Raw genomic sequence first — 20,925 nt, 5'->3', positions numbered from 1 at the left:
CCCCGTGGTCCAGACGCACATCTTCGACGTGGTGATCGTGGGTGCCGGCGGCGCCGGCATGCGCGCCGCCATCGAGTCCGGCCAGCGCTCGCGCACGGCGGTGCTCACCAAGCTCTACCCGACCCGCTCCCACACCGGCGCCGCCCAGGGCGGCATGTGCGCCGCCCTCGCGAACGTCGAGGAGGACAACTGGGAGTGGCACACCTTCGACACGGTCAAGGGCGGCGACTACCTCGTCGACCAGGACGCCGCCGAGGTGATGTGCCGCGAGGCCATCGACGCCGTCCTCGACCTCGAGAAGATGGGCCTGCCCTTCAACCGGACGCCCGAGGGCACCATCGACCAGCGCCGCTTCGGCGGGCACACGCGCAACCACGGCGAGTCCGCCGTCCGCCGCTCGTGCTTCGCGGCCGACCGCACCGGCCACATGATCCTGCAGACGCTCTACCAGCAGTGCGTCAAGCACGAGGTGGAGTTCTACAACGAGTTCTACGTGCTCGACCTCATCATGGGCACCAACGACCTCGGCGAGCAGAGCGCCGCGGGCGTCATCGCCTACGAGCTGGCCACCGGCGAGATCCACATCTTCCGCGCGAAGGCCGTCGTCCTCGCCACCGGCGGCGTCGGCAAGGTCTTCAAGACGACGTCCAACGCCCACACCCTCACGGGTGACGGCATGGGCATCGCCTACCGCAGCGGGATCCCGCTGGAGGACATGGAGTTCTTCCAGTTCCACCCGACGGGCCTGGCGGGCCTCGGCATCCTCCTGTCGGAGGCGGCCCGCGGCGAGGGCGGCATCCTGCGCAACGCCGACGGCGAGCGCTTCATGGAGCGCTACGCCCCCACCATCAAGGACCTCGCGCCCCGCGACATCGTCGCCCGCTCGATGGCCAACGAGGTGCGCGAGGGCCGCGGCGCCGGCCCGAACAAGGACTACGTGCTGCTCGACCTGACCCACCTCGAGCCGGCGCACATCGACGCCAAGCTCCCCGACATCACCGAGTTCGCGCGCACCTACCTCGGGGTCGAGCCCTACACCGAGCCGGTGCCGGTCTACCCGACGGCGCACTACGCCATGGGCGGCGTGCCGACCAACGTCGACGCCGAGGTCCTGTCCGACAACGAGACCGTCATCCGCGGCCTGTACGCCGCGGGCGAGGTGGCCTGCGTCTCGGTGCACGGCTCCAACCGCCTGGGCACCAACTCCCTGCTCGACATCAACGTCTTCGGCAAGCGCGCCGGCCTCGCGGCCGCGCACTTCGCCACCGCGGAGACGACGTCGCTGGTGGACATGCCCGAGGGCGCCGAGGCGGGCGTCATCACGACGCTGGAGACCATCCGCGGCCGCGAGAGCGGCGAGCGCGTGTCCACCATCCGCCAGGCCATGCAGGAGACCATGGACGCGAACGCCCAGGTGTTCCGCACCGAGGCGACGCTCAAGCAGTGCCTGACCGACCTCGCCGGGCTGCGCGAGCGCTACAGCCGCGTCGTGGTGCAGGACAAGGGCCGGCGCTTCAACACCGACCTCCTCGAGGCCGTCGAGCTCGGCTTCCTGCTGGAGCTGTCCGAGGTCATCGTCGTCGGGGCCCTCGCCCGCCAGGAGTCGCGCGGCGGCCACTTCCGCGAGGACTACACCGCCCGCGACGACGTGAACTTCATGCGCCACACCATGGCCTACCGGGCCGTGGACGAGGACGGCCGCGAGGCCGTGCGCCTGGACTACAAGCCCGTCGTGCAGACGCGCTACCAGCCGATGGAGCGCAAGTACTGACGCCCCTCGCCCGCTGACGACGACGCCCGCCCCGGCTGCTGCCGGGGCGGGCGTCTCGCGTCGGCGCGGAGCGCCGCTCAGGCGTCCACGAGCTCCGGGGAGCGCTCGCGCGCCCCTCGCCGCCTCGGGTAGAGCAGCTCGAGCGTCTCGCACACCACGGGCATCGCGTCGTCGAAGGGGCGCCCGACCTCGGCCAGCGTCGCGGTGAAGAAGCGCTGGTGGACGTCGCGCCAGTGCGCCAGGGAGAGGTCGCCCTCGCCCTCGGCGCGGGCGTGCTCCTCCCCCACCTGCGAGAAGGGCACGACGGCGACCGCCGTCGTCCGCACGAGCGCACGGGGGTGCCCGGCGCCGTCGAGGACGATCGACAGGTCGCCGGGGCTCGGGAGCGCCTCGCCCTCGGCCTCGTACTCCCAGTGCGCGCTGGCGGTGGCCGTCTTGGTGCCGTCGAGCACGAGGGCGAGCAGCTCGTCGGCCTGCTCCGGCGTCGCGCCGAACGCCCAGGCGGGCGGCGGCACGGCGGTCGCGGCGCTCACGCCCGTGACGACGGCCAGCCGGCCCAGGCCCGCCCGGCCGCGGGCGGTCTCCCAGAAGCGGTTGATCTCGCTGCCGGTGGCGGAGCTGCGCGGGTCGACGTCGTCCATGGCACCAGTCTTCCTCCTCGCCCGGCCCGGACGCACGAACGGCGTGGTCCCCCCGCGGGGGACCACGCCGTTCGTCAGGGCCGCGAGCCGGATGAGCTCGTCGGCGGCATCAGCGCGCCGCGGAGCCCTCGGTGTAGTCGTCGTCGCTCTTGACCCAGCTCATGAGCCCGCGCAGCTCGCGGCCGGTGGCCTCGATGGGGTGCTGCTCGCCCTGCTCGCGCAGGCGCGTGAACTCCGGCTTGCCGGCGTCCTGGTCGGCGATGAAGCGCTTCGCGAAGGTGCCGTCCTGGATGTCGGTCAGCACCGCCTTCATGTTGTCCTTCACGCGGCCGTCGATGACCCGGGGCCCGGAGACGTAGTCGCCGTACTCGGCGGTGTCCGAGACGCTCCAGCGCTGCTTGGCGATGCCGCCCTCGTACATGAGGTCGACGATGAGCTTGAGCTCGTGCAGGCACTCGAAGTAGGCGACCTCGGGCTGGTAGCCGGCCTCGACGAGGGTCTCGAAGCCCGCCTGGACCAGCGCGGAGGCGCCGCCGCACAGGACGGCCTGCTCGCCGAAGAGGTCGGTCTCGGTCTCCTCGGTGAAGGTCGTCCTGATCCCGCCCGCGCGCAGGCCGCCGATGGCCTTGGCGTAGGAGAGCGCGAGGGGCCAGGCCTGGCCGCTCGCGTCCTGCTCCACGGCGACGATGACCGGCACGCCGCGGCCGTCGACGTACTCGCGGCGCACGAGGTGGCCCGGGCCCTTCGGGGCGACCATGACGACGTCGGCGCTGGCCGGCGGCTCGATGTAGCCGAAGCGGATGTTGAAGCCGTGCGCGAAGAGCAGCACGTCGCCGTCGGCCAGGTTCGGCGCGATGGCCTCGGCGTACAGGCCCCGCTGGGTCTGGTCGGGGGTCAGGACGACGACGAAGTCGGCCTCGGCGGCCGCCTCGGCCGGCGTCACGACGCGCAGGCCCTCGGCCTCGGCCTTGGCGCGGCTGCCGCTGCCCTCGTTGAGGCCGACGCGGACGTCGACGCCCGAGTCGCGGAGGCTCAGCGCGTGCGCGTGCCCCTGGCTGCCGTAGCCGATGACGGCCACGGTGCGGCCCTGGATGAGGGACAGGTCGGCGTCGTCGTCGTAGAACATCTCGGCCACGGGTGGGGCTCCTCGCGTCTCGGCGGTGCTGGTCGGTGGTGCGGGTGGTGCGGTCGGTGCGCCGGGCCGGGCCGGGCCGGGGGCTCAGGCGGAGCGGAGCGGCCGGTCGGAGGCGCGGTCGGTCATCGCCCGCGAGCCGCGGGCGAGGGCCACCTGGCCGGACTGCACGAGCTCGCGGACCCCGAAGGGCTCGAGCATGCGCAGCAGCGCCGCGATCTTGTCGGGCTCGCCGGTGGTCTCGATCGTCAGGGCCTCCGGCGCGACGTCGACGACGTGCGCGCGGAAGAGCTGCACGACGTCGAGCACCTGCGAGCGGGTGGTCGCGTCGGCGCGCACCTTGACGAGCAGCAGCTCGCGCTGGACGGCCGCACCCGGGTCGAGCTCGACGATCTTGAGCACGTTGACGAGCTTGTTGAGCTGCTTGACCACCTGCTCGAGCGGCAGGGACTCGACGTCGACGACGACCGTCATCCGCGAGACCCCGACCTGCTCGGTGGGTCCGACCGCGAGGCTGACGATGTTGAAGCCGCGCCGGGAGAAGAGCCCGGCGACCCGGGCGAGCACGCCCGGGACGTCCTGGACCAGGACGGAGAGCGTGTGGCGCGTCGTCGACGGCCGCCCGGCCTGCTGGGCCGGCTGCAGGAGCGTCATCGCTGCCCCTCCTCGTCGCCCACCACGTCCTCGAGGGCGACGCCGGGGCCGGTCGGGGTGGGGGCGGTGTCGTCCTCGGTGCTCGTCTCCTCGTCGCGGTCCCACTCCGGCGAGACGCCGCGCGCGTACTGGATCTCGTCGTTGCTGACGCCGGCGGCGACCATCGGCCACACCATGGCGTCGCGGTGGACGACGAAGTCCACGACGACGGGTCGGTCGGTGACGGCCATGGCCGCCTCGATCGTCGCGTCGAGGTCCTCGGGGCGCTCGCAGCGCAGCCCCACGCACCCGTAGGCGTCGGCGAGCTTGACGAAGTCGGGGATGCGCTGGCCCATCTCGACCGCCGCGCCGGTGTGCAGGTCGGTGTTGGAGTAGCGGCCCTCGTAGAAGAGGGTCTGCCACTGGCGCACCATGCCCAGGCTGGAGTTGTTGATGACGGCGACCTTGATGGGGATGCCGTTCAGGGCGCAGGTGGCGAGCTCCTGGTTGGTCATCTGGAAGCAGCCGTCGCCGTCCACGGCCCAGACGACGCGGTCGGGGTCGCCGACCTTGGCGCCCATCGCCGCGGGCACGGCGAAGCCCATCGTGCCGAGGCCGCCGGAGTTGATCCAGCTCCCGGGGCGCTCGTAGCCGATGAACTGGGCGGCCCACATCTGGTGCTGGCCGACGCCGGAGACGTAGATCGCCTCCGGACCGGCGATCTCCCCGAGGCGGGCGATGACCCGCTGGGGGGCCAGCGAGCCGTCCTCGGCCTCGGCGTAGCCGAGCGGGTAGGTGCGGCGCAGCTGGTCGAGCTGGCGCCACCACTCCGCCAGGTCGGCGCGGGAGCCGTCGGCGTGCTCGGCGCGCAGGGCCGGCACCAGCTCGGCGAGGACCTCGCGCGCGTCCCCGACGATCGGCACGTCCACGACCCGGTTCTTGCCGATCTCGGCGGGGTCGACGTCGGCGTGGACGACCCGGGCGTCCGGCGCGAAGCTGGAGAGCTTGCCGGTCACGCGGTCGTCGAAGCGCGAGCCGAGGGCGACGAGGAGGTCGGCCTTCTGCAGCGCCGTCACGGCGGCGACGGTGCCGTGCATCCCCGGCATGCCGAGGTTGCTCGGGTGGCTGTCCGGCAGGGCGCCCCGGGCCATCAGCGTCGTGACGACGGGGGCGCCGGAGAGCTCGACGAGCTCGGCCAGCTCGGCCGCGGCGTGCGCCTTGAGGACGCCGCCGCCCACGTAGAGGACGGGGCGCTCGGCCGCCGCCAGCATCTTCGCGGCCTCGCGCACCTGGCGCCGGTGCGGGGTGGTGGTGGGCCGGTAGCCCGGCAGGTCCAGGCGGGTGGGCCAGCGGAAGGTCGTCCGCGCCTGGAGGGCGTCCTTGGAGATGTCCACCAGGACCGGCCCGGGCCGCCCGGTGGAGGCGATGTGGAAGGCCTCGGCGATCGTCCGCGGGATGTCCCGGGGGTCGGTGACGAGGAAGTTGTGCTTGGTCACCGGCATCGTCATCCCGACGATGTCGGCCTCCTGGAAGGCGTCGGTGCCGATCGCGGCCGACGAGACCTGCCCGGTGATGGCGACCATGGGGATCGAGTCCATGTGGGCGTCGGCGATCGCGGTGACGAGGTTCGTGGCGCCCGGGCCCGAGGTGGCCATGCAGACGCCGACGCGGCCGGTGGCCTGCGCGTAGCCCTGGGCGGCGTGGCCGGCGCCCTGCTCGTGGCGCACCAGGATGTGGCGCACCGTCGGGCTGTCGAGCAGCGGGTCGTACGCGGGCAGGATGGCGCCGCCCGGGATGCCGAAGACGACCTCGACGTCGGCCGCCTCCAGCGAGCGGACGAGGCTCTGGGCCCCGGTCATCGGCTCGCCGTGCTCGTCGGTCGGTGCCGGGTCGGCCGGGCGCGCCTGCCCGACCGTGACCTGCGAGTGCGCCGGGGGCGCGGGGCGGGGTCCCGGACGAGGGGCGGTGCGCTGGTCGGCGCTGGCCATGGCTGTCCTCCACGCGAGTGGTGTCGACGGGGCCCCGAGGGGCTCCGATGGGCCCAGGAGGGCCCGGTGCTGCTCGTGGTGCCGTGGTGCTCGTTCCTGGTGCTCATCGTGCCTGGTCGTGCCGGCGGGCCCGTCAGGGCCCGGACATGACGAGACCCCTCGGCCTGCGCGGGGCGCGGGCGGTTCGAGGGGTCGCGTGCGGAGCCGTCAGGGCGGTGGGCTCACGCACGCCCGGGAACTACGAGGAGGCCCTGCTGGCTCGACATGGGGCCAACAGTGCTCCTGCGGCCGGGCGTCGTCAACCGACGAGACGCCCGTCCCAGGATGCGGGACGGGCGTCTCAGGACCGGGCGGGCGTTCAGCCGAAGTCGACGCCCTGGGCCAGCGGCAGCTCGCGGCTGTAGTTCACCGTGTTGGTGGCCCGGCGCATGTACGCGCGCCAGGAGTCCGAGCCCGACTCCCGACCGCCCCCGGTCTCCTTCTCGCCCCCGAAGGCGCCGCCGATCTCGGCCCCCGAGGTGCCGATGTTGACGTTGACGATGCCGCAGTCCGAGCCGTCGGCGGCCATGAAGCGCTCAGCCTCGCGGGCGTCGAGGGTGAAGATCGCGCTCGAGAGCCCCTGCGGGACGTCGTTCTGCAGGGCGATCGCCTCGTCGAGGTCGTCGTAGGTGAGGACGTAGAGCACCGGCGCGAAGGTCTCGGCGCGCACGACGTCGGTCTGGGCCGGCATCCGCACGACGGCCGGGCGCACGTAGCGGGCCGCGGGCGCCTCCTCGACGAGGACGCGCTCGCCGCCGACGAGCACCTCGCCGCCGTCGGCGCGGGCCGCCTCGAGGGCCCGCTCCATCGCCTCGTGCGCGCGGGGCGCCACCAGCGGCCCGACCAGAGCGCCCGGCGCCGATGGGTCGCCCACGGGCAGCCGTCGGTAGACGTCCACGAGCCGCGCCAGCAGCTCGTCGACGACCGAGGAGTGCACGAGCAGGCGGCGCAGCGTGGTGCAGCGCTGGCCCGCGGTCCCCGCGGCCGCGAAGACGATGCCGCGCACGGCGAGGTCCAGGTCGGCCGAGGGCGCGACGACGGCGGCGTTGTTGCCCCCGAGCTCCAGCAGCGTCCGGCCGAACCGGCCGGCGACGCGGGCGCCGACGTCCCGGCCCATGGGGACCGAGCCCGTCGCCGACACCAGGGGGACGCGGGCGTCGTCGACCAGGGCCTTCCCGACCTCGGCACCGCCGAGCACGAGCGGGACGAGGCCCTCCGGGGCGCCGCTCTCCCGGGCCGCCCGCTCGGCGAGCGCGGTGCACGCCAGCGCGGTCAGCGGCGTCAGCTCCGAGGGCTTCCACACGACCGGGTCCCCGCACACGAGCGCCAGGGCGCTGTTCCACGCCCAGACGGCGACGGGGAAGTTGAAGGCGCTGATGACGGCGACCGGCCCCAGGGGGTGCCAGGTCTCCATGAGGCGGTGCCCGGGCCGCTCCGACGGCATGGTGCGCCCGGTCAGCTGGCGCGAGAGGCCGACGGCGAGGTCGCAGACGTCGACCATCTCCTGCACCTCGCCGCGCGCCTCGGACGGCGTCTTGCCGACCTCGGTCGTCACGAGCACGGCGAGGTCGTCGAGGTGGTCGACCAGCAGCTCCCCGAGGCGCTTGACGAGGAAGCCGCGCACCGGTGCGGGCGTGGTGCGCCAGACGCCGAAGGCGCCCGTGGCCAGGGTGACGGCGGCCTCGACGCCGTCGGCGCTCGTGGCCGGCAGGGGCAGCAGGTCCTCCCCCGTCACCGGGGTGCGTGCGGTGACGACGGCCGCGCCGCGGGCGGCCGCGCCCTCGCCCTCGGCGCGCAGGCCGTCGATGTCGACGCCGCAGGCCCGCAGCGCGGCCAGAGCGCGCTCGCGGATCTCGTCGGTGCCGGCGACGAGGCCGAGGGCGGCGCCGGCCGGGCCCCCCGGCTCGGCGAGCGCCCCCTCGAGCGGCTCGCCCTCGGGGGTGCGGCCGGGGGTGGGGGGCTCAGGGCTGGTCACGGTGGTTCCTCCGGTGGGAGTGGTCGGTGCGGGGGCGGTCGCGCCGCACCGCGGGTGGCGGGTGCGGCGCCCGGGTCGTCGGGGACGGCGGTCCGCCGGGACGCCCCGGTTCTCGTGGGCGAGCGTGTCAGGCGGGAGCCGACGGTGCGACGGGCTGCTCGAGCGGGGGCAGGTCCAGCACGCGCGCCACCTCGGCCGCGCTCGCCGCGCTCGTGGCGGCGTACAGGTCCGCCGGCTCGAGGACCTCGCGGCCGAGCGCGTCGGCCAGCCAGCCGGCGTCGCGGTGGCTGCGGCCCGCCGAGGCGTCCCGCTCCCCCGTCCCGTCCAGGTTGGACGCGAAGATCCCCGCCGCCGAGGCGGGCAGGAAGTCCTCGTAGACGACGGGCTCGGCGCGCACCCACCCGTCGGCGAGCAGGCGCGCCAGGTCGGCCGCGGGGACGGCGCCGTCGCGCGGGCGGTCGGCCACCGGCACCCACCGCACGCTGGTGAGCCCGGCAGCGGCCTGCTCGTCGGGGTCGTCCGGGATCAGGCTGCGCCACAGGCGGTCCTGCTCGGAGGGCGTGCCGCCGGCCGCCATCCAGGCGTCGTAGCGGGCCCGCCCCGCCGGGGTCAGGGCGCAGCCGCGGGCCTCCACCTCGCCGAAGCGCACGCGCAGGGACCCGGCGCGCACGGAGCCGTCGGGGTCGCGCATCGCCCGCGGCTCCGACAGCGCGCGGAAGCTCGTCTGGCGCAGCAGGACCGGCGCACCACCGCCGGGCGGACCCTGGATGGCGTCGATCATCGCGACCCCGCGCCCGGTCATCCGGGCGTACAGCGCGTCGATGTCGAGCACCCGCGGCGTCAGGTGGTTGACGTGGGTGGACCCGACGCCGCCGATGTCCGCGGCGACGCCGGAGACCCGCTCCAGCTCGGCGTACCACGCGGCGTCGACGGGCTCGGGCGAGAGCGCGAAGGCCGCGGTCGCCAGCCGGACGAGGGCGTCGGCGTCCTCCGGCGCGAGCCCGCCGTCCTCCTCGGCCCGGGCGGAGAGGGTGAGCAGCAGCGGGCTGAAGAGCTCACGCGCCTCCAGGCGCTCCTCGAGCCGGGCCTGGAGGTCCGCGTCGAAGAAGCGGCGGTCGTCCGTGGCGAGCACGGAGGTGAAGACGCGGAAGGGGTTGGCGGCCAGCTCGTCGTCGTCGACGGGCCGGAAGGCCGTCGAGACCACCGGCACGGGCTGCCCCGCCTCCCGCAGGTCGTAGAAGCCCACCGGCCTCATGCCGAGGGCCGCGAACACCTGCCCGACCTGCCCCAGCTCGCGCGCCGTGCCCACGCGGATGGCGCCGTGCCGCTCCGCGGTGACGCGCTCGATGCTGCCGAGCGCCTGCGCCGCGGCCGGGTCCTGGGCCAGGACGTCGGCGTTGACCTGGCCGGCGACCTCGACGAGCGTGCCGTAGGCGGGCACCTCGGTGGCGTACAGCGCGGAGAGCGCGGCGGCGAAGCGGGCCCGCAGCTCGGTCGTCCCGACGAACCCCGCTACCCCGGTCAGGACGGCTCCCCCGACGGTCCGCCCGGTGCCGGCGTCCCGACCGACGCGCCCGCGGCGGCGCCGGCCATCGCCGTGTCACCCGCCGCCGCGCCGGCCAGGGCCGCCAGGGAGCGGTCGACCGCCGCGAGGGCCTCGTCCAGCTCCGCGGTGGACACCGTCAGCGCCGGGCGGAAGCGGACGCTGCGCGAGCCGCAGCCGAGCGCGAGCACGTGCTCGTGCTCCTCGAGGTGGGCGAGCAGCGCCCCGCGGCGCTCGCCGTCGGGCAGGTCGAAGGCGCACATCAGGCCGCGACCGCGCACGTCGGTGACCTCGGGGTGCCGGGAGGCGAGGTCGCGGAGCCCGGCGCGCAGGTGCTCCCCGGCGCGGGCCGCACCGGCGAAGAGGTCGTCGCGCTCGCACACCTCGAGGATCCGGCGCGCGCGCACCATGTCGACGAGACCTCCGCCCCAGGTGGAGTTGATCCGGCTGGAGACGCGGAAGACGTTGTCGGGCACGAGGTCCACGCGACGACCGGCCATGATCCCGCAGACCTGCGTCTTCTTGCCGAAGGCGACGACGTCGGGCTCGAGGCCGAGCTGGGTGTGCGCCCACGCCGTGCCGGTCAGGCCGCAGCCCGTCTGCACCTCGTCGCAGACGAACAGGGCGTCGAACTCGTGGCAGAGGGCCTGCAGACCCTGCAGGAAGCGCGGGGTGAGGTGGTTGTCCCCGCCCTCGCCCTGGATCGGCTCGACGATCGCGCACGCGACGTCGTGGGGGGCGGCCTCGAACGCAGCACGGGCCTGCGCCAGGGCGGCGTCCTCGCGGGCGCGCAGGACGGCCTCGTCCTCGCCCTCGACCGGGTGGGGGTTGTCGATGCGCGGCCAGTCGAACTGCGGGAAGCGCGCGACCTTGTTCGGGTCGGTGTTGGTCAGGGACATCGTGTAGCCGGTGCGGCCGTGGAAGGCCTGGCGCAGGTGCAGCACCTTCGTGCCCAGCGCCGGGTCCAGGCCGTGGCTCTCGTTCCAGCGGCTCTTCCAGTCGAAGGCCGTCTTGAGGGCGTTCTCGACGGCGAGGCCGCCGCCCTCCACGAAGAACAGGTGCGGCAGCTCGGGGACGCCGAGGACCCGGGCGAAGACGTCGACGAACTGCGCGCGCTCGACCGTGACGATGTCGGAGTTGCTCGGCTTGGACAGCGCCGAGCGCAGGAGCTCGGCCGCGAAGTCCTCGTCCTCGGCGACGTCCGGGTGGTTCATGCCCAGGGCCGAGGAGGCGAAGAACGTGAACATGTCGAGGTAGGAGCTGCCGTCGCGCGCGTCGACGAGGCGCGAGCCGCGCGAGGCCGCCAGGTCCAGGACGAGCCCGAGGCCGTCGTCGAGCATGTGCGCCGCCACGTGCTCGTGCGCGGTGGCGGCGGTCACCACCCCGCTGCCGGGCGCGGGGGCGGCGGGCGGCGTCGTCGCCGCGCGGTCGACGGTGGGTGCGCTCATGGCGCCGAGACTAGGTGGGAGATCCTCCGCCGGACAACCCCCCTTGGAGCACTCTCTCCCGATCGAGACGCGGCCGCCGGGAGGATCAGCGCTCCCCGGCGTCCCGGAGGTGCGTCAGGACGACCGGGTCGAGGCGGTCCAGGCCGCCGGGGCGCACGCGCTCCTCGAGGTTCTGCGCCCCCGCCCACCGCTCGAGGTCCGCCTCGAGGTCGCCACCGCTCACGCCCGCCGCGTCGAGGAGGTGGCGGACCTCGGCGCGCAGGGCGTCGTCCCAGGCCAGCAGGTCCTCCGGCGCCGTGCGGCCGAAGAGCAGCTCGTGCTCGGCGAGCATCCGCGCCAGGTGCGGGACGGGCGCGGGGTCGTCGTCGCTGCGCAGGTCGACGACCACGTCGTGCCCGCCGTAGCCGCCGCCCGGCGCGACCACGACGAGGGCGGCGGACTGCCGGCCCCGCCGGTCCCCGCCCGCGGCGTCACCGGCCTCGAGCGCCGCGAGCAGCCGCCGGGCCAGCGAGGGCTCCCCGGAGGAGGCGCGCCAGGCGGCGGCCATGGCGTCGACGACCTCCGGCCCGGCGAGGACGTTCCCCTGCGCCGCGAACGAGCCCTCGGGCCCCTCGCCGGTCACGCCCCCGGCCCAGGGGTGGCAGTCCTCCCCCGTCCGGGTGGCCGCGCGCCCGTGCGCGTCGACGGCCCCGGCCTGGCGCTCGGCGCGCCCCGCGTCCTGCGCGAGGAAGCGGTCCAGGGCCTCGCCCGCCGTCGCCCCGGCACGCATGAGGTCCAGACCCTCGGCCTTCAGCGCGAGGTTGACCGCCGCCTGCGTCGCGAGCGCGCCGACGCCCACCTCCAGGGCGGGCACGTACCCGCCCACGGCGAGGAACTTCGAGGCCACGGCCACGCCGAGGGCCGAGCCGTCGGGGCTGCGGCCCACGATCGAGAAGGTCATGCGCGCGACCGTAGCCGCGGGGCCGCCTCACCAGCCCCCGGACCTCACCCGGCGGCGCTGCCGGGATCGGCCTCCCGCAGCTCGACGACGGCAGCCTCGAGCAGCTCGCCGACGAGCTCGGCGGAGCCGTCGCCGGGCGGCCGCACCTCGACGCCGACGACCAGGTCGCCCGTGCGCGCTGCGCCGAGCAGGACCTCGGACCCGTCGCCCGTCGGGCTCGCGCGCACGCCGGCCCAGTCCTCGTCGCCGGAGGGGACGTGGACGTCGACCTCGACCGGTACGTCGTCGAGCCACGAGCAGGGTCCGTCGTCCTGGCGGACGTCGGCGAAGGCCGCCGGCCCGGTGCCCGTGGGCCAGCCCGTGACGACGAGGCTGACGCTGGTCTGGTCGAGCCTGTTCGAGTCCTCCTCCGCCCACATCCACTGGCGGCCCGCGACGGCGGCCGAGGACGGGCCGTTGCAGCTCTGCCCCGGCACGGTGGGCTGGGAGCGGTGCTGCCCGATGTCGCCCAGCGGCAGCAGGCCCTCCGGGAGGGCCTCCGACCACCTCGCCCCGGTGTCCGGGACCTCGTACGCGACGGCCCACGGGTGGTCGTCCTCGGCGAAGGACTCCCCCGGCGCGAGCGGCACCACCCGCACCACGGGCTCGGGCACGTCCGCCGGCTCGACGGCGTCGGGCGGGGGAGGCGGGGGCGTCGGCTCCTCCTCGGCCAGGGAGGCGAGGTAGTCGTCGCCGAGCTCGCTCGAGCCCTGGGACCCCGCCGAGCCGGCGGGCGCGGACGCCTCCGCGGGTTCCCGCGCACCGGTGAGGACGACGTCGAGCCCGCCCAGGCCGCTCACCACGAGAGCGCCGAGCCCCAGCACGCCCAGCGCGGAGGTCGTGGTGACGGCCGTGATGCCGAGGGCGCGCAGCACGGGGCGCGACCCCGAGCGGACCCGCGGCCCGCCGTCCCCGCGCCCGGTGGTCGAGCCGTCGTCCGTCGGGGCGGTCTCACGCCCGTCGTCGCGGTCGAACGGCCAGCCCTCGCGCATCGCCACAGCGGTCCCCCGGATCCCGTCGTCCTGGCTCTCGTCCCCCGACGAGCCCCGCGGCGCGCCCGCCCTCGGGGCGCCGCGACCGCCGGCCAGTGTGCCCCTCGGTGGCGCTCGAGAGGGAGATCGGTCGTCGGTGTCCTCAGGACGTGCGGCGGCGGCCCTCGAACGGGGTGGAGAGGATCACCGTCGTGCGGGTGGCGACCGAGCCGGCGGTGCGGATCTCGGCGAGCACCTCCTCGAGGCGTCCCGGCGTCTCGGTGCGGACGAGGAGCACGTAGGACTCCTCCCCCGCGACCGACCAGCAGGACTCGACCTCGGCGACGGTGGCCAGGCGCTCGGGGACGTCGTCCGGCGCCGCCGGGTCGAAGGGCGTCACCGAGACGATGGCCGACAGCGGCAGACCCAGCGCCTCGGGGTCCACGACGGCCGTGTACCCCGTCACCACGCCGCGCTGCTCGAGGCGCCGCACGCGCTGGTGGACCGTCGACGTCGGCAGCCCCACCTGCTTGCCCAGGTCGGTGTAGCTGGTGCGGCCGTCCGCCACGAGCGCGGCGACGATGGCGCGGTCGACGTCGTCGACCTCCGCGGGCTGGGTCGGCATGGCGGGGACGCTACCCAGGCCGGCGTCGAGACCGACGGACGGCACCTCCCGGAGGACCGGGGAGGTGCCGTTCGTCGGTCTCGGCGGCCGGGCCGCCGACGGGTCCCCGCTCAGTCCAGGACGGCGCCGTGCGAGGCCGAGCCGACGAGCTTGGCGTACTTGGCGAGGACGCCGCGGGTGTAGCGCTGCGGCAGCGGCTGCCAGCCGTCGGCGCGGCGCTGCGCGAGCTCGGCGTCGTCGACGAGGACGTCGAGGGTCTTGCCGGTGACGTCGAGGCGGATGCGGTCGCCGTCGCGGACGAAGGCGATGGGGCCGCCGTCCACCGCCTCGGGCGCCACGTGCCCGACGCACAGGCCCGTCGTGCCGCCGGAGAAGCGGCCGTCGGTCAGCAGCAGCACGTCCTTGCCGAGGCCGGCGCCCTTGATGGCCCCGGTGATGGCGAGCATCTCCCGCATGCCGGGCCCGCCCTTGGGGCCCTCGTAGCGGATGACGACCACGTCGCCGGCGCTGATGGTGCCGTCCTCGAGGGCGTCCATCGCCGCGCGCTCGCGGTCGAACACGCGCGCCGTGCCCTCGAAGACGTCCGACTCGAAGCCGGCCGACTTCACGACGGCGCCCCCGGGCGCCAGCGAGCCCTTGAGGATGGTCAGGCCGCCGGTCTTGTGGATGGGCCGGTCCATGGCCCGCAGCACGGTGCCGTCGACGTCCGGCGGGGCGATGTCGGCGAGGTTCTCCGCCGTCGTGCGGCCCGTCACGGTGAGCGTGTCCCCGTGCAGGAGACCGGCGTCCAGCAGAGCGCGCATGACGACGGGCACGCCGCCCACGCGGTCGACGTCGGTCATGACGTGGCGGCCGAAGGGCTTCACGTCGGCGAGGTGCGGGACCCTGCTGCCGATCCGGTCGAAGTCGTCGAGCGTGAGGTCGACCTCGGCCTCGTGGGCGATGGCGAGCAGGTGGAGCACCGCGTTGGTGGAGCCGCCGAAGGCCATGACGACCGCGATGGCGTTCTCGAACGCCTCCTTGGTCATGATGTCGCGGGCGGTGGTGCCGCGGGCCAGCAGCTCGACGACGGCGGCGCCGGAGCGGCGGGCGTAGCCGTCGCGGCGGCGGTCGGTGGCCGGCGGCGCGGCCGAGCCGGGCAGCGACATGCCGAGCGCCTCGGCGGCGCTGGCCATCGTGTTGGCCGTGTACATCCCGCCGCAGGCGCCCTCTCCCGGGCAGATGGCGCGCTCGATGACGTCGACGTCCTCGCGGCTCATGAGGCCGCGCGAGCAGGCGCCGACGGCCTCGAACGCGTCGATGATCGTGACCTGCTTCTCGCTGCCGTCGGACAGCTTGGCGATGCCGGGCAGGATCGAGCCGGCGTAGAGGAAGACGCTGGCGAGGTCCAGGCGCGCCGCGGCCATGAGCATGCCGGGCAGGGACTTGTCGCAGCCGGCCAGCAGCACCGAGCCGTCGAGGCGCTCGGCCTGCATCACGGTCTCGACGCTGTCGGCGATGACCTCGCGGCTGACGAGGGAGAAGTGCATGCCCTCGTGGCCCATCGAGATGCCGTCGGAGACGGAGATGGTGCCGAACTCCAGGGGGTAGCCCTGCGCGCTGTGGACGCCGTCCTTGACCGACTTCGCGAGGCGGTCGAGGGACAGGTTGCAGGGCGTGATCTCGTTCCAGGAGCTGGCCACGCCGATCTGCGGCTTGCTGAAGTCGTCGTCGCCCATGCCGACGGCGCGCAGCATGCCGCGCGACGCGGTGGCCTCGAGGCCGTCGGTGACCTGGCGGCTGCGCGGCTTGCGGTCGACCTCGCCGGCGACGGGCCCGCCGGACGGGACGCCGCCCCCGGTGCCGGAGGGACGGGTGCGCTCGGGTGCCTCGGCCGTGCGGGGGTCCATGCCGGGGAGTGTAAGGACGCCGTCCCACTCCCCGGGCAGCGCGTCCGCCCGTCGGTCGGCGCCCTGCGGTCGACCGGCTCGGCGGGGGCCCTCAGCCGCCGACGACGTTCTCCAGGTCCTGCCCCGAGGCGAAGGCTCGCAGCTGGCGCTGCAGGAGGGCGACGACGCGCGGGCGCATCGCGTCGGTGGCCCCGCCCACGTGCGGCGTGACGATGCTGCCCGGCAGGCTCCACAGCGGGTGGTCCTGCGGCAGCGGCTCGGGGTCGGTGACGTCGAGCGCCGCCCGCAGGCGCCCGACCGAGACCTCCGCGACGAGGGCGTCCGTGTCCACGACCGGGCCGCGGGCCACGTTCACCACCACGGCGCCGTCCGCCAGCCCGGCGAGCACGTCGGCGTCGACGAGCCCGCGCGTGCCGTCGGTGAGGGGGACGGCGACGACGAGCGCGTCGGCGGACGGCAGCAGCCCGGGCAGCTCGTCCGTCGAGCGCACGGCGCCGAGGTCGTCGGTGCGGGCGCGGGTGGCCACCCGCACGAGCTCCAGCTCGAAGGGGGCCAGGCGCCGCGCGATCGCGTTGGCGATGCCGCCCGCGCCGAGGACGACGACCGTCCGACCGGCCAGTCCCGGGCGCAGGCCGTCGGGGGCGCGCCAGCGTTCCTGCGCCATGTCGCGCACGGCCTCGTCCAGCCGGCGCACGCTCGCGAGCAGCAGCGCGACGGCGATCTCGGCCGTCCCGGCGTCGTGCGCCCCCGACGCCGTGGCGAGGGCCGCTCCCTCGGGCACGTGCGGCGCCGCGGCGTCGGCGCCGGTCGTCTGCGTCTGGACGACGCGCAGCGCCGGCAGGTCGCCGAGCGAGCCGATGGCCGACGGGGTTCCGTGGTACGGCAGCACGACGAGGGACAGCCGGTCCAGCTCCTGCGGGGCCAGCGCCTGCGCCGGCGGCGTCCCGACGTCCCACACCACCGCCTCGACGCCGTCCGGACGGGCCCCTCCTCCGGACCCCACGAGGGGGATCCCCACCTCGCGGGCCAGCTCCTCGTCGGGGAAGGACACGAGCCGCGGGCCGTCGGGGGTGCTCACCCAGCCATCGTGGCCGCCCGTGCGGGCACCGGCCCGCCGGAGCGACCGGGCGAGCCGGGCCGGCGCCCGCCCGGGGCCGGGAGCACGGCGCGCCCCCCGCGCGTTGGGAGGGGCATGGACGTCCTCCGGCCGCGCCCCCGCCGACCCCTGCCCCCGGACGGCCGGCGACCGCGGCACGGGGTCGCCGGGCTCCTGGCCGGCGCCCTCCTCGTCGGCGGGTGCGGGGCGTCCGAGCCGGCGACCCCGGTCCCGACCGGCGTCGTCCCGCCCTCGACCCCGCAGGCGGCGCAGACCCCCTCCTCGAGCCCGGACGCGACGCCCCCGCCGCCCGAGCCGGTCGTCGCGGGGGTGCCCGCCGACGAGGCCGAGGTGGTGGCCGGAGACCTCCCGCTGCCCTGGTCGGTCGCGGCCCTGCCGGACGGCTCGGCGCTGGTCAGCCTGCGCGACGAGGCCCGCGTCGTCCGCGTGAGCCCGGACGGCGACGTCGTCGACGTGGCGACCACCTCGCCCGACGGCTCCTTCGGCGGCGCCGCCCCGGCGGGCGAGGGCGGCCTCCTCGGCCTCGCCCTGTCCCCAGGCTTCGCCGAGGACGGCCTCGTCTACGCCTACGTGACGCGCGCCGACGACAACGCCGTCGTCCGCGCCGTGCTGGACGGGGACTCCCTCGGCGAGCCGGAGGTGCTCCTCGAGGGCGTCCCCCGCGCGCGCGTCCACAACGGCGGCCGCGTGGCCTTCGGGCCGGACGGGATGCTCTACGTCACCACGGGCGACGCGCGCGACCCCGTCCTCGCCCAGGACCCGGACTCCCTGGCGGGCAAGGTGCTCAGGCTGGCGCCCGACGGCGCCCCGGCCCCGGGGAACCCCGAGGAGGGCTCGCCGGTGTGGACGCTGGGGCACCGGAACGTGCAGGGGCTCGGCTGGGACGCGCAGGGGCGCCTGTACGCCACCGAGTTCGGGGCGGACACCTGGGACGAGCTGAACCTCCTGACCGCGGGGGCGAACTACGGCTGGCCGGAGGTCGAGGGGCCGGGCGGCGACGACGCGGCGCGCCAGGGCTTCACCGACCCGGTGGCGTGGTGGTCGCCGGCGCAGGCGTCGCCGAGCGGGCTGGCCGTCGTCCGCGACGCGGTGTGGGTCAGCGCCCTGCGGGGCGAGCGGCTGTGGAGGGTGCCGGTCGAGACCTCCCCCGCGGGCGGCGCCGTCGGCCAGCCGGAGGCGCACCTGGTCGGCGAGCACGGGCGCCTGCGCGACGTCTCGCCCGCGCCCGGCGGCGGCGCCCTGTGGGTGCTGACCAACGACGGCGACGGCGAGGACGAGCTCCTGCGGGTGCCGCTCGCCTGAGGGCGGGCGGCGCGGCCCGCCTCCTCGGCCGCCCGGCACCTCAGCCGCTCCTCCGCCGGGTCCTCACCCGCCCAGCGGGTCCGCCGGCCAGGCGTGCTTGGGGTAGCGGCCGCGCATCTCGGCCCGCACCTGCGCGTAGGGGCCGCGCCAGAAGGAGGCGAGGTCCGCGGTGACGGCGAGCGGTCGCCCCGCCGGGGAGAGCAGGTGCACGACGACGGCCGTCCGGCCGTCGGCGACGCGCGGGCCGGCCTCCCACCCGAGCACCTCCTGCAGCCGGACGGCGAGGACCGGCGCGGCCGGGTCGGCGTAGTCCAGCCGCGCGCCGCGGCCCGAGGGCAGCGGGAGCCGCTCGGGGGCCAGCTCGTCCAGACGGGCGGCCTGCGGCCAGGGCAGCAGCCGGCGCAGGGCCGCGGCGACGTCCGTGCGCGCGAGGTCGGCCCGGCGGCGCGCGCCGGCCAGCTCCGGGGCGAGCCAGGTCTGCGCACCCGCCAGGAGCGCCTCGGGCGAGACGTCGGGCCACGGGTCCCCCAGCGCGGCGCGGACCGCCGCCAGGCGCTGGCGCAGGCGCTCGGCGCCCTCCGAGGGAGCCAGCAGCGCCAGGCCGCCGCGCCGCAGCCCCTCGAGCAGCGCCGCCTCCAGCAGCTCCCGCGGGGGGTCGGGGAGCCGGGCCTCGGCGAGCACCAGCGCCCCGAGCCTCTCGACGCGCCGGGCGACGACGTCCCCGCCGGCACCGCCGTCCCAGACGACCTCGCTCGTCGTGGCCAGCAGCGGGCCGGCGGCCGCGCGGGCGCCCGCCTCGGTCAGGGGCGCCGCGGCGCGGACCACCGCGTCGACGGCGCCCACGGGGCGGTCGAGCAGCGCCACGGCCAGCCAGTCCTGCTGGGCGCCGTGCGCGGCCGCCCCGGACGTCGGTCCGCTCGCGGCCCAGGCCGATCCCGGCAGCAGCCGCGCGCCCGTGCCGCCCGCGAGCAGCACCTCGTCGCGCCCGGGACCGCCGGCGGCCGAGCGGCGCCGGCGCGCGACCCGCTCGGGGTGGGCGAGCGCGACGACGTGCCCGGCGGCCTCCTCGTCACCGGCGCTCGTCGCCGCACCACCGGGCGCCTCGGCCGAGCCACCGCCTCCTCCGAGGCCGCCCCTCGCCGGCTCGTCCCGCGCCACCCCGTGCCGCTCCGGCCCGTCCCGCTCCTGCCCGTCCCGCTCGAGCCCGCGCAGGGCGGACCGCAGGCGGCGGACCTCCTGCTCCCAGCGGCTCGTGCGCGCAGGGTCGTCCCCGTGCCGCAGCGCCCGCCAGGTCGCCACCACGTCGTCCCCGCCCGCGGGCCCTGCCCCGCGGCCGAGCAGGCCGTCCTCGGACAGGAGCGCGACGACCTCCGCGGCGCGGCGACCGCCGACCGCCCGCGCGCCGAGCAGCAGGGCGCGGCCCAGCCGCGGGTCGACGCCCGTGCGGGCGACGGCGCGTCCGAGCGGCGTGGCCCGTCCGCCGGCGTCCAGCAGGCCCCGCACCGCGAGGGCCTGCTCGGCCGCGGCGACGGCGCCCGCGGGCAGGTGGTCCGGCAGGGCCAGGCCCTCGCCGCGGGGGCTGCCCCAGCAGGCGAGGTCCAGCACGGCGCCCGCGAGGTCGGCGGTCGCGACCTCCGGCTCGGGCCGCGGCGGCAGGCGCGCGTCGTCGGCCTCGGACCAGCAGCGCACGACCACGCCCGGCCCCTCGCGCGCGGCACGGCCCGCGCGCTGCACCGCCGAGGCGCGGGAGACCCGCACGGTGTCCAGCCCGGCGAGGCCCCGGGCGTGGTCGGACCGCGGGACGCGCGCCAGGCCGGCGTCGACGACGACCCGCACGCCGGGCACCGTGAGGCTGGACTCGGCCACCGCGCTGGCGCACACGACGCGCCGCCGGGGGCCGGCGCGCAGGGCGGCGTCCTGCTCGGCGCGGGGCGTGCGCCCGTGCAGGGCCAGGACGTCGACGTCGGGGCGCGCCGCGCGCACGAGCGAGGACACCCGGGCGATCTCGCGGGCCCCGGGCAGCACGACGAGGACGTCGCCGGGATGGGCGTCCAGGGCCCGGCGGACCGCCGCGGCGACGTGGTCGAGCAGGCGCGGGTCCACCCGCAGCCCCCGCGGAGGGTCCAGGCCGGCGGGCGGGGGGTCGTGGACCACCGCGAGCGGGTGCACGGGCGCGGTCGCGACCACCAGGGGGACCCCGTCCCCGGGCGTCGCGGGCGCGGACGACGCGCCGGCGACAGCGCCCGCCCCCGGCGGGAGAGCCCCGGCGAGCGCCCGTCGCAGCGCCGCCTGGTCGGGCGTGGCCGAGGCCGCGACGAGCAGGAGGTCGGGGCGCAGCACCTCGCGCACGTCCACGACGAGGGCCAGCGCGAGGTCGGCGTCCAGCGCCCGCTCGTGGACCTCGTCCAGCAGCACCGCGCCGACGCCCGGCAGCTCGGGATCCGCCTGCAGCCGGCGCAGCAGCAGTCCCGTGGTGACGACCTCCACCCGCGTGCGCGGCCCCGTGCGCCGCTCGCCGCGCACGGCGTAGCCGACGAGGCCGCCGACGTCCTCCCCGAGCAGGGAGGCCATCCGCTGCGCCGCGGCGCGCACCGCGACGCGGCGCGGCTCGGTCACGACGACGCGCCGCGCGGGACCCCGCCGCCCGTCCCGGGCGTCCGCGGCGTCGAGGGCGTCGGCCAGCGCCAGGGGCGCCAGCGTGGTCTTGCCCGTGCCCGGCGGGGCCACGAGGAGCGCGCGACCGGCGGCGCCCAGCACCGAGACCAGCTCGGGCAGCACGGCCGACGCGGGCAGCCGGGTGCCCGCCCGCGCCAGGGCGTCCTCCGCGGTCGTCAGCAGCACGCCGCAGAGCCTGCCCGACGCGGCCCGGTCC

General features: G+C 76.6%; 15 protein-coding genes. 2 read left to right on the top strand and 13 right to left on the bottom strand.

Annotated elements, in window-relative coordinates; all coding sequences use genetic code 11:
• The first annotated feature begins 4 nt into the window (after positions 1-4).
• A complete protein-coding gene (sdhA, locus tag Q0848_RS01495) occupies positions 5-1,771 on the top strand; it encodes a succinate dehydrogenase flavoprotein subunit (RefSeq protein ID WP_299033787.1) in 1,767 nt (588 codons plus the stop codon).
• Positions 1,772-1,848: 77 nt separating this feature from the next.
• On the opposite strand, the gene Q0848_RS01490 is transcribed toward sdhA, so the two are convergent.
• The 12 genes from Q0848_RS01490 to Q0848_RS01435 form a co-directional block, all read right to left on the bottom strand.
• Positions 1,849-2,412, bottom strand: coding sequence for an ASCH domain-containing protein (locus tag Q0848_RS01490; RefSeq protein ID WP_299033784.1), 564 nt, complete (start codon positions 2,410-2,412; stop codon positions 1,849-1,851).
• A 109-nt stretch (positions 2,413-2,521) separates the two neighbouring features.
• On the bottom strand, positions 2,522-3,547 hold the full coding sequence (gene ilvC / locus Q0848_RS01485) for a ketol-acid reductoisomerase (protein ID WP_366146346.1): 1,026 nt from the start codon (positions 3,545-3,547) through the stop codon (positions 2,522-2,524).
• Positions 3,548-3,631: 84 nt separating this feature from the next.
• On the bottom strand, positions 3,632-4,198 hold the full coding sequence (gene ilvN / locus Q0848_RS01480; protein WP_299033781.1) for an acetolactate synthase small subunit: 567 nt from the start codon (positions 4,196-4,198) through the stop codon (positions 3,632-3,634).
• Positions 4,195-6,165, bottom strand: a complete 1,971-nt coding sequence (locus tag Q0848_RS01475; RefSeq protein ID WP_299033779.1) for an acetolactate synthase large subunit — start codon at positions 6,163-6,165, stop codon at positions 4,195-4,197. The genes ilvN and Q0848_RS01475 overlap by 4 nt, the downstream gene beginning before the upstream one ends.
• A gap of 358 nt (positions 6,166-6,523) precedes the next feature.
• On the bottom strand, positions 6,524-8,056 hold the full coding sequence (locus tag Q0848_RS01470) for an aldehyde dehydrogenase family protein (RefSeq protein ID WP_366146370.1): 1,533 nt from the start codon (positions 8,054-8,056) through the stop codon (positions 6,524-6,526).
• Positions 8,057-8,306: 250 nt separating this feature from the next.
• On the bottom strand, positions 8,307-9,704 hold the full coding sequence (locus tag Q0848_RS01465) for a VOC family protein (RefSeq protein WP_366146369.1): 1,398 nt from the start codon (positions 9,702-9,704) through the stop codon (positions 8,307-8,309).
• The gene (gene lat / locus Q0848_RS01460) at positions 9,701-11,170 is read right to left on the bottom strand and encodes an L-lysine 6-transaminase (protein ID WP_299033773.1); all 1,470 of its coding nucleotides are present in this window, start codon (positions 11,168-11,170) and stop codon (positions 9,701-9,703) included. The genes Q0848_RS01465 and lat overlap by 4 nt, the downstream gene beginning before the upstream one ends.
• Before the next feature lie 85 nt (positions 11,171-11,255).
• Complete coding sequence (locus Q0848_RS01455) at positions 11,256-12,110, bottom strand: DUF1028 domain-containing protein (protein ID WP_299033770.1); 855 nt, start codon at positions 12,108-12,110, stop codon at positions 11,256-11,258.
• 44 nt (positions 12,111-12,154) lie between these two features.
• Positions 12,155-13,147, bottom strand: a complete 993-nt coding sequence (locus tag Q0848_RS01450; protein ID WP_299033768.1) for a hypothetical protein — start codon at positions 13,145-13,147, stop codon at positions 12,155-12,157.
• 136 nt (positions 13,148-13,283) lie between these two features.
• Positions 13,284-13,745: an Lrp/AsnC family transcriptional regulator gene (locus Q0848_RS01445; RefSeq protein WP_299033765.1), complete on the bottom strand. Its 462-nt coding sequence runs from the start codon at positions 13,743-13,745 to the stop codon at positions 13,284-13,286.
• A gap of 110 nt (positions 13,746-13,855) precedes the next feature.
• Positions 13,856-15,634, bottom strand: coding sequence for a dihydroxy-acid dehydratase (ilvD, locus tag Q0848_RS01440; protein WP_299033762.1), 1,779 nt, complete (start codon positions 15,632-15,634; stop codon positions 13,856-13,858).
• 91 nt (positions 15,635-15,725) lie between these two features.
• Positions 15,726-16,712: a 2-hydroxyacid dehydrogenase gene (locus Q0848_RS01435; protein WP_299033759.1), complete on the bottom strand. Its 987-nt coding sequence runs from the start codon at positions 16,710-16,712 to the stop codon at positions 15,726-15,728.
• Positions 16,713-16,826: 114 nt separating this feature from the next.
• Between Q0848_RS01435 and Q0848_RS01430 the strand changes: the two genes are divergently transcribed.
• The gene (locus Q0848_RS01430; RefSeq protein WP_299033757.1) at positions 16,827-18,053 is read left to right on the top strand and encodes a sorbosone dehydrogenase family protein; all 1,227 of its coding nucleotides are present in this window, start codon (positions 16,827-16,829) and stop codon (positions 18,051-18,053) included.
• A 63-nt stretch (positions 18,054-18,116) separates the two neighbouring features.
• Here the strand turns inward: Q0848_RS01430 and Q0848_RS01425 are convergent, their stop codons facing one another.
• The gene (locus Q0848_RS01425; protein ID WP_366146368.1) at positions 18,117-20,888 is read right to left on the bottom strand and encodes an ATP-dependent helicase C-terminal domain-containing protein; all 2,772 of its coding nucleotides are present in this window, start codon (positions 20,886-20,888) and stop codon (positions 18,117-18,119) included.
• Positions 20,889-20,925: the final 37 nt, after the last annotated feature.

Origin of the sequence: uncultured Pseudokineococcus sp. (genome assembly GCF_947495735.1) — a bacterium.
Taxonomy (GTDB): Bacteria; Actinomycetota; Actinomycetes; order Actinomycetales; family Quadrisphaeraceae; genus Pseudokineococcus.
This window is presented reverse-complemented; position numbering and strand designations above follow the sequence as displayed.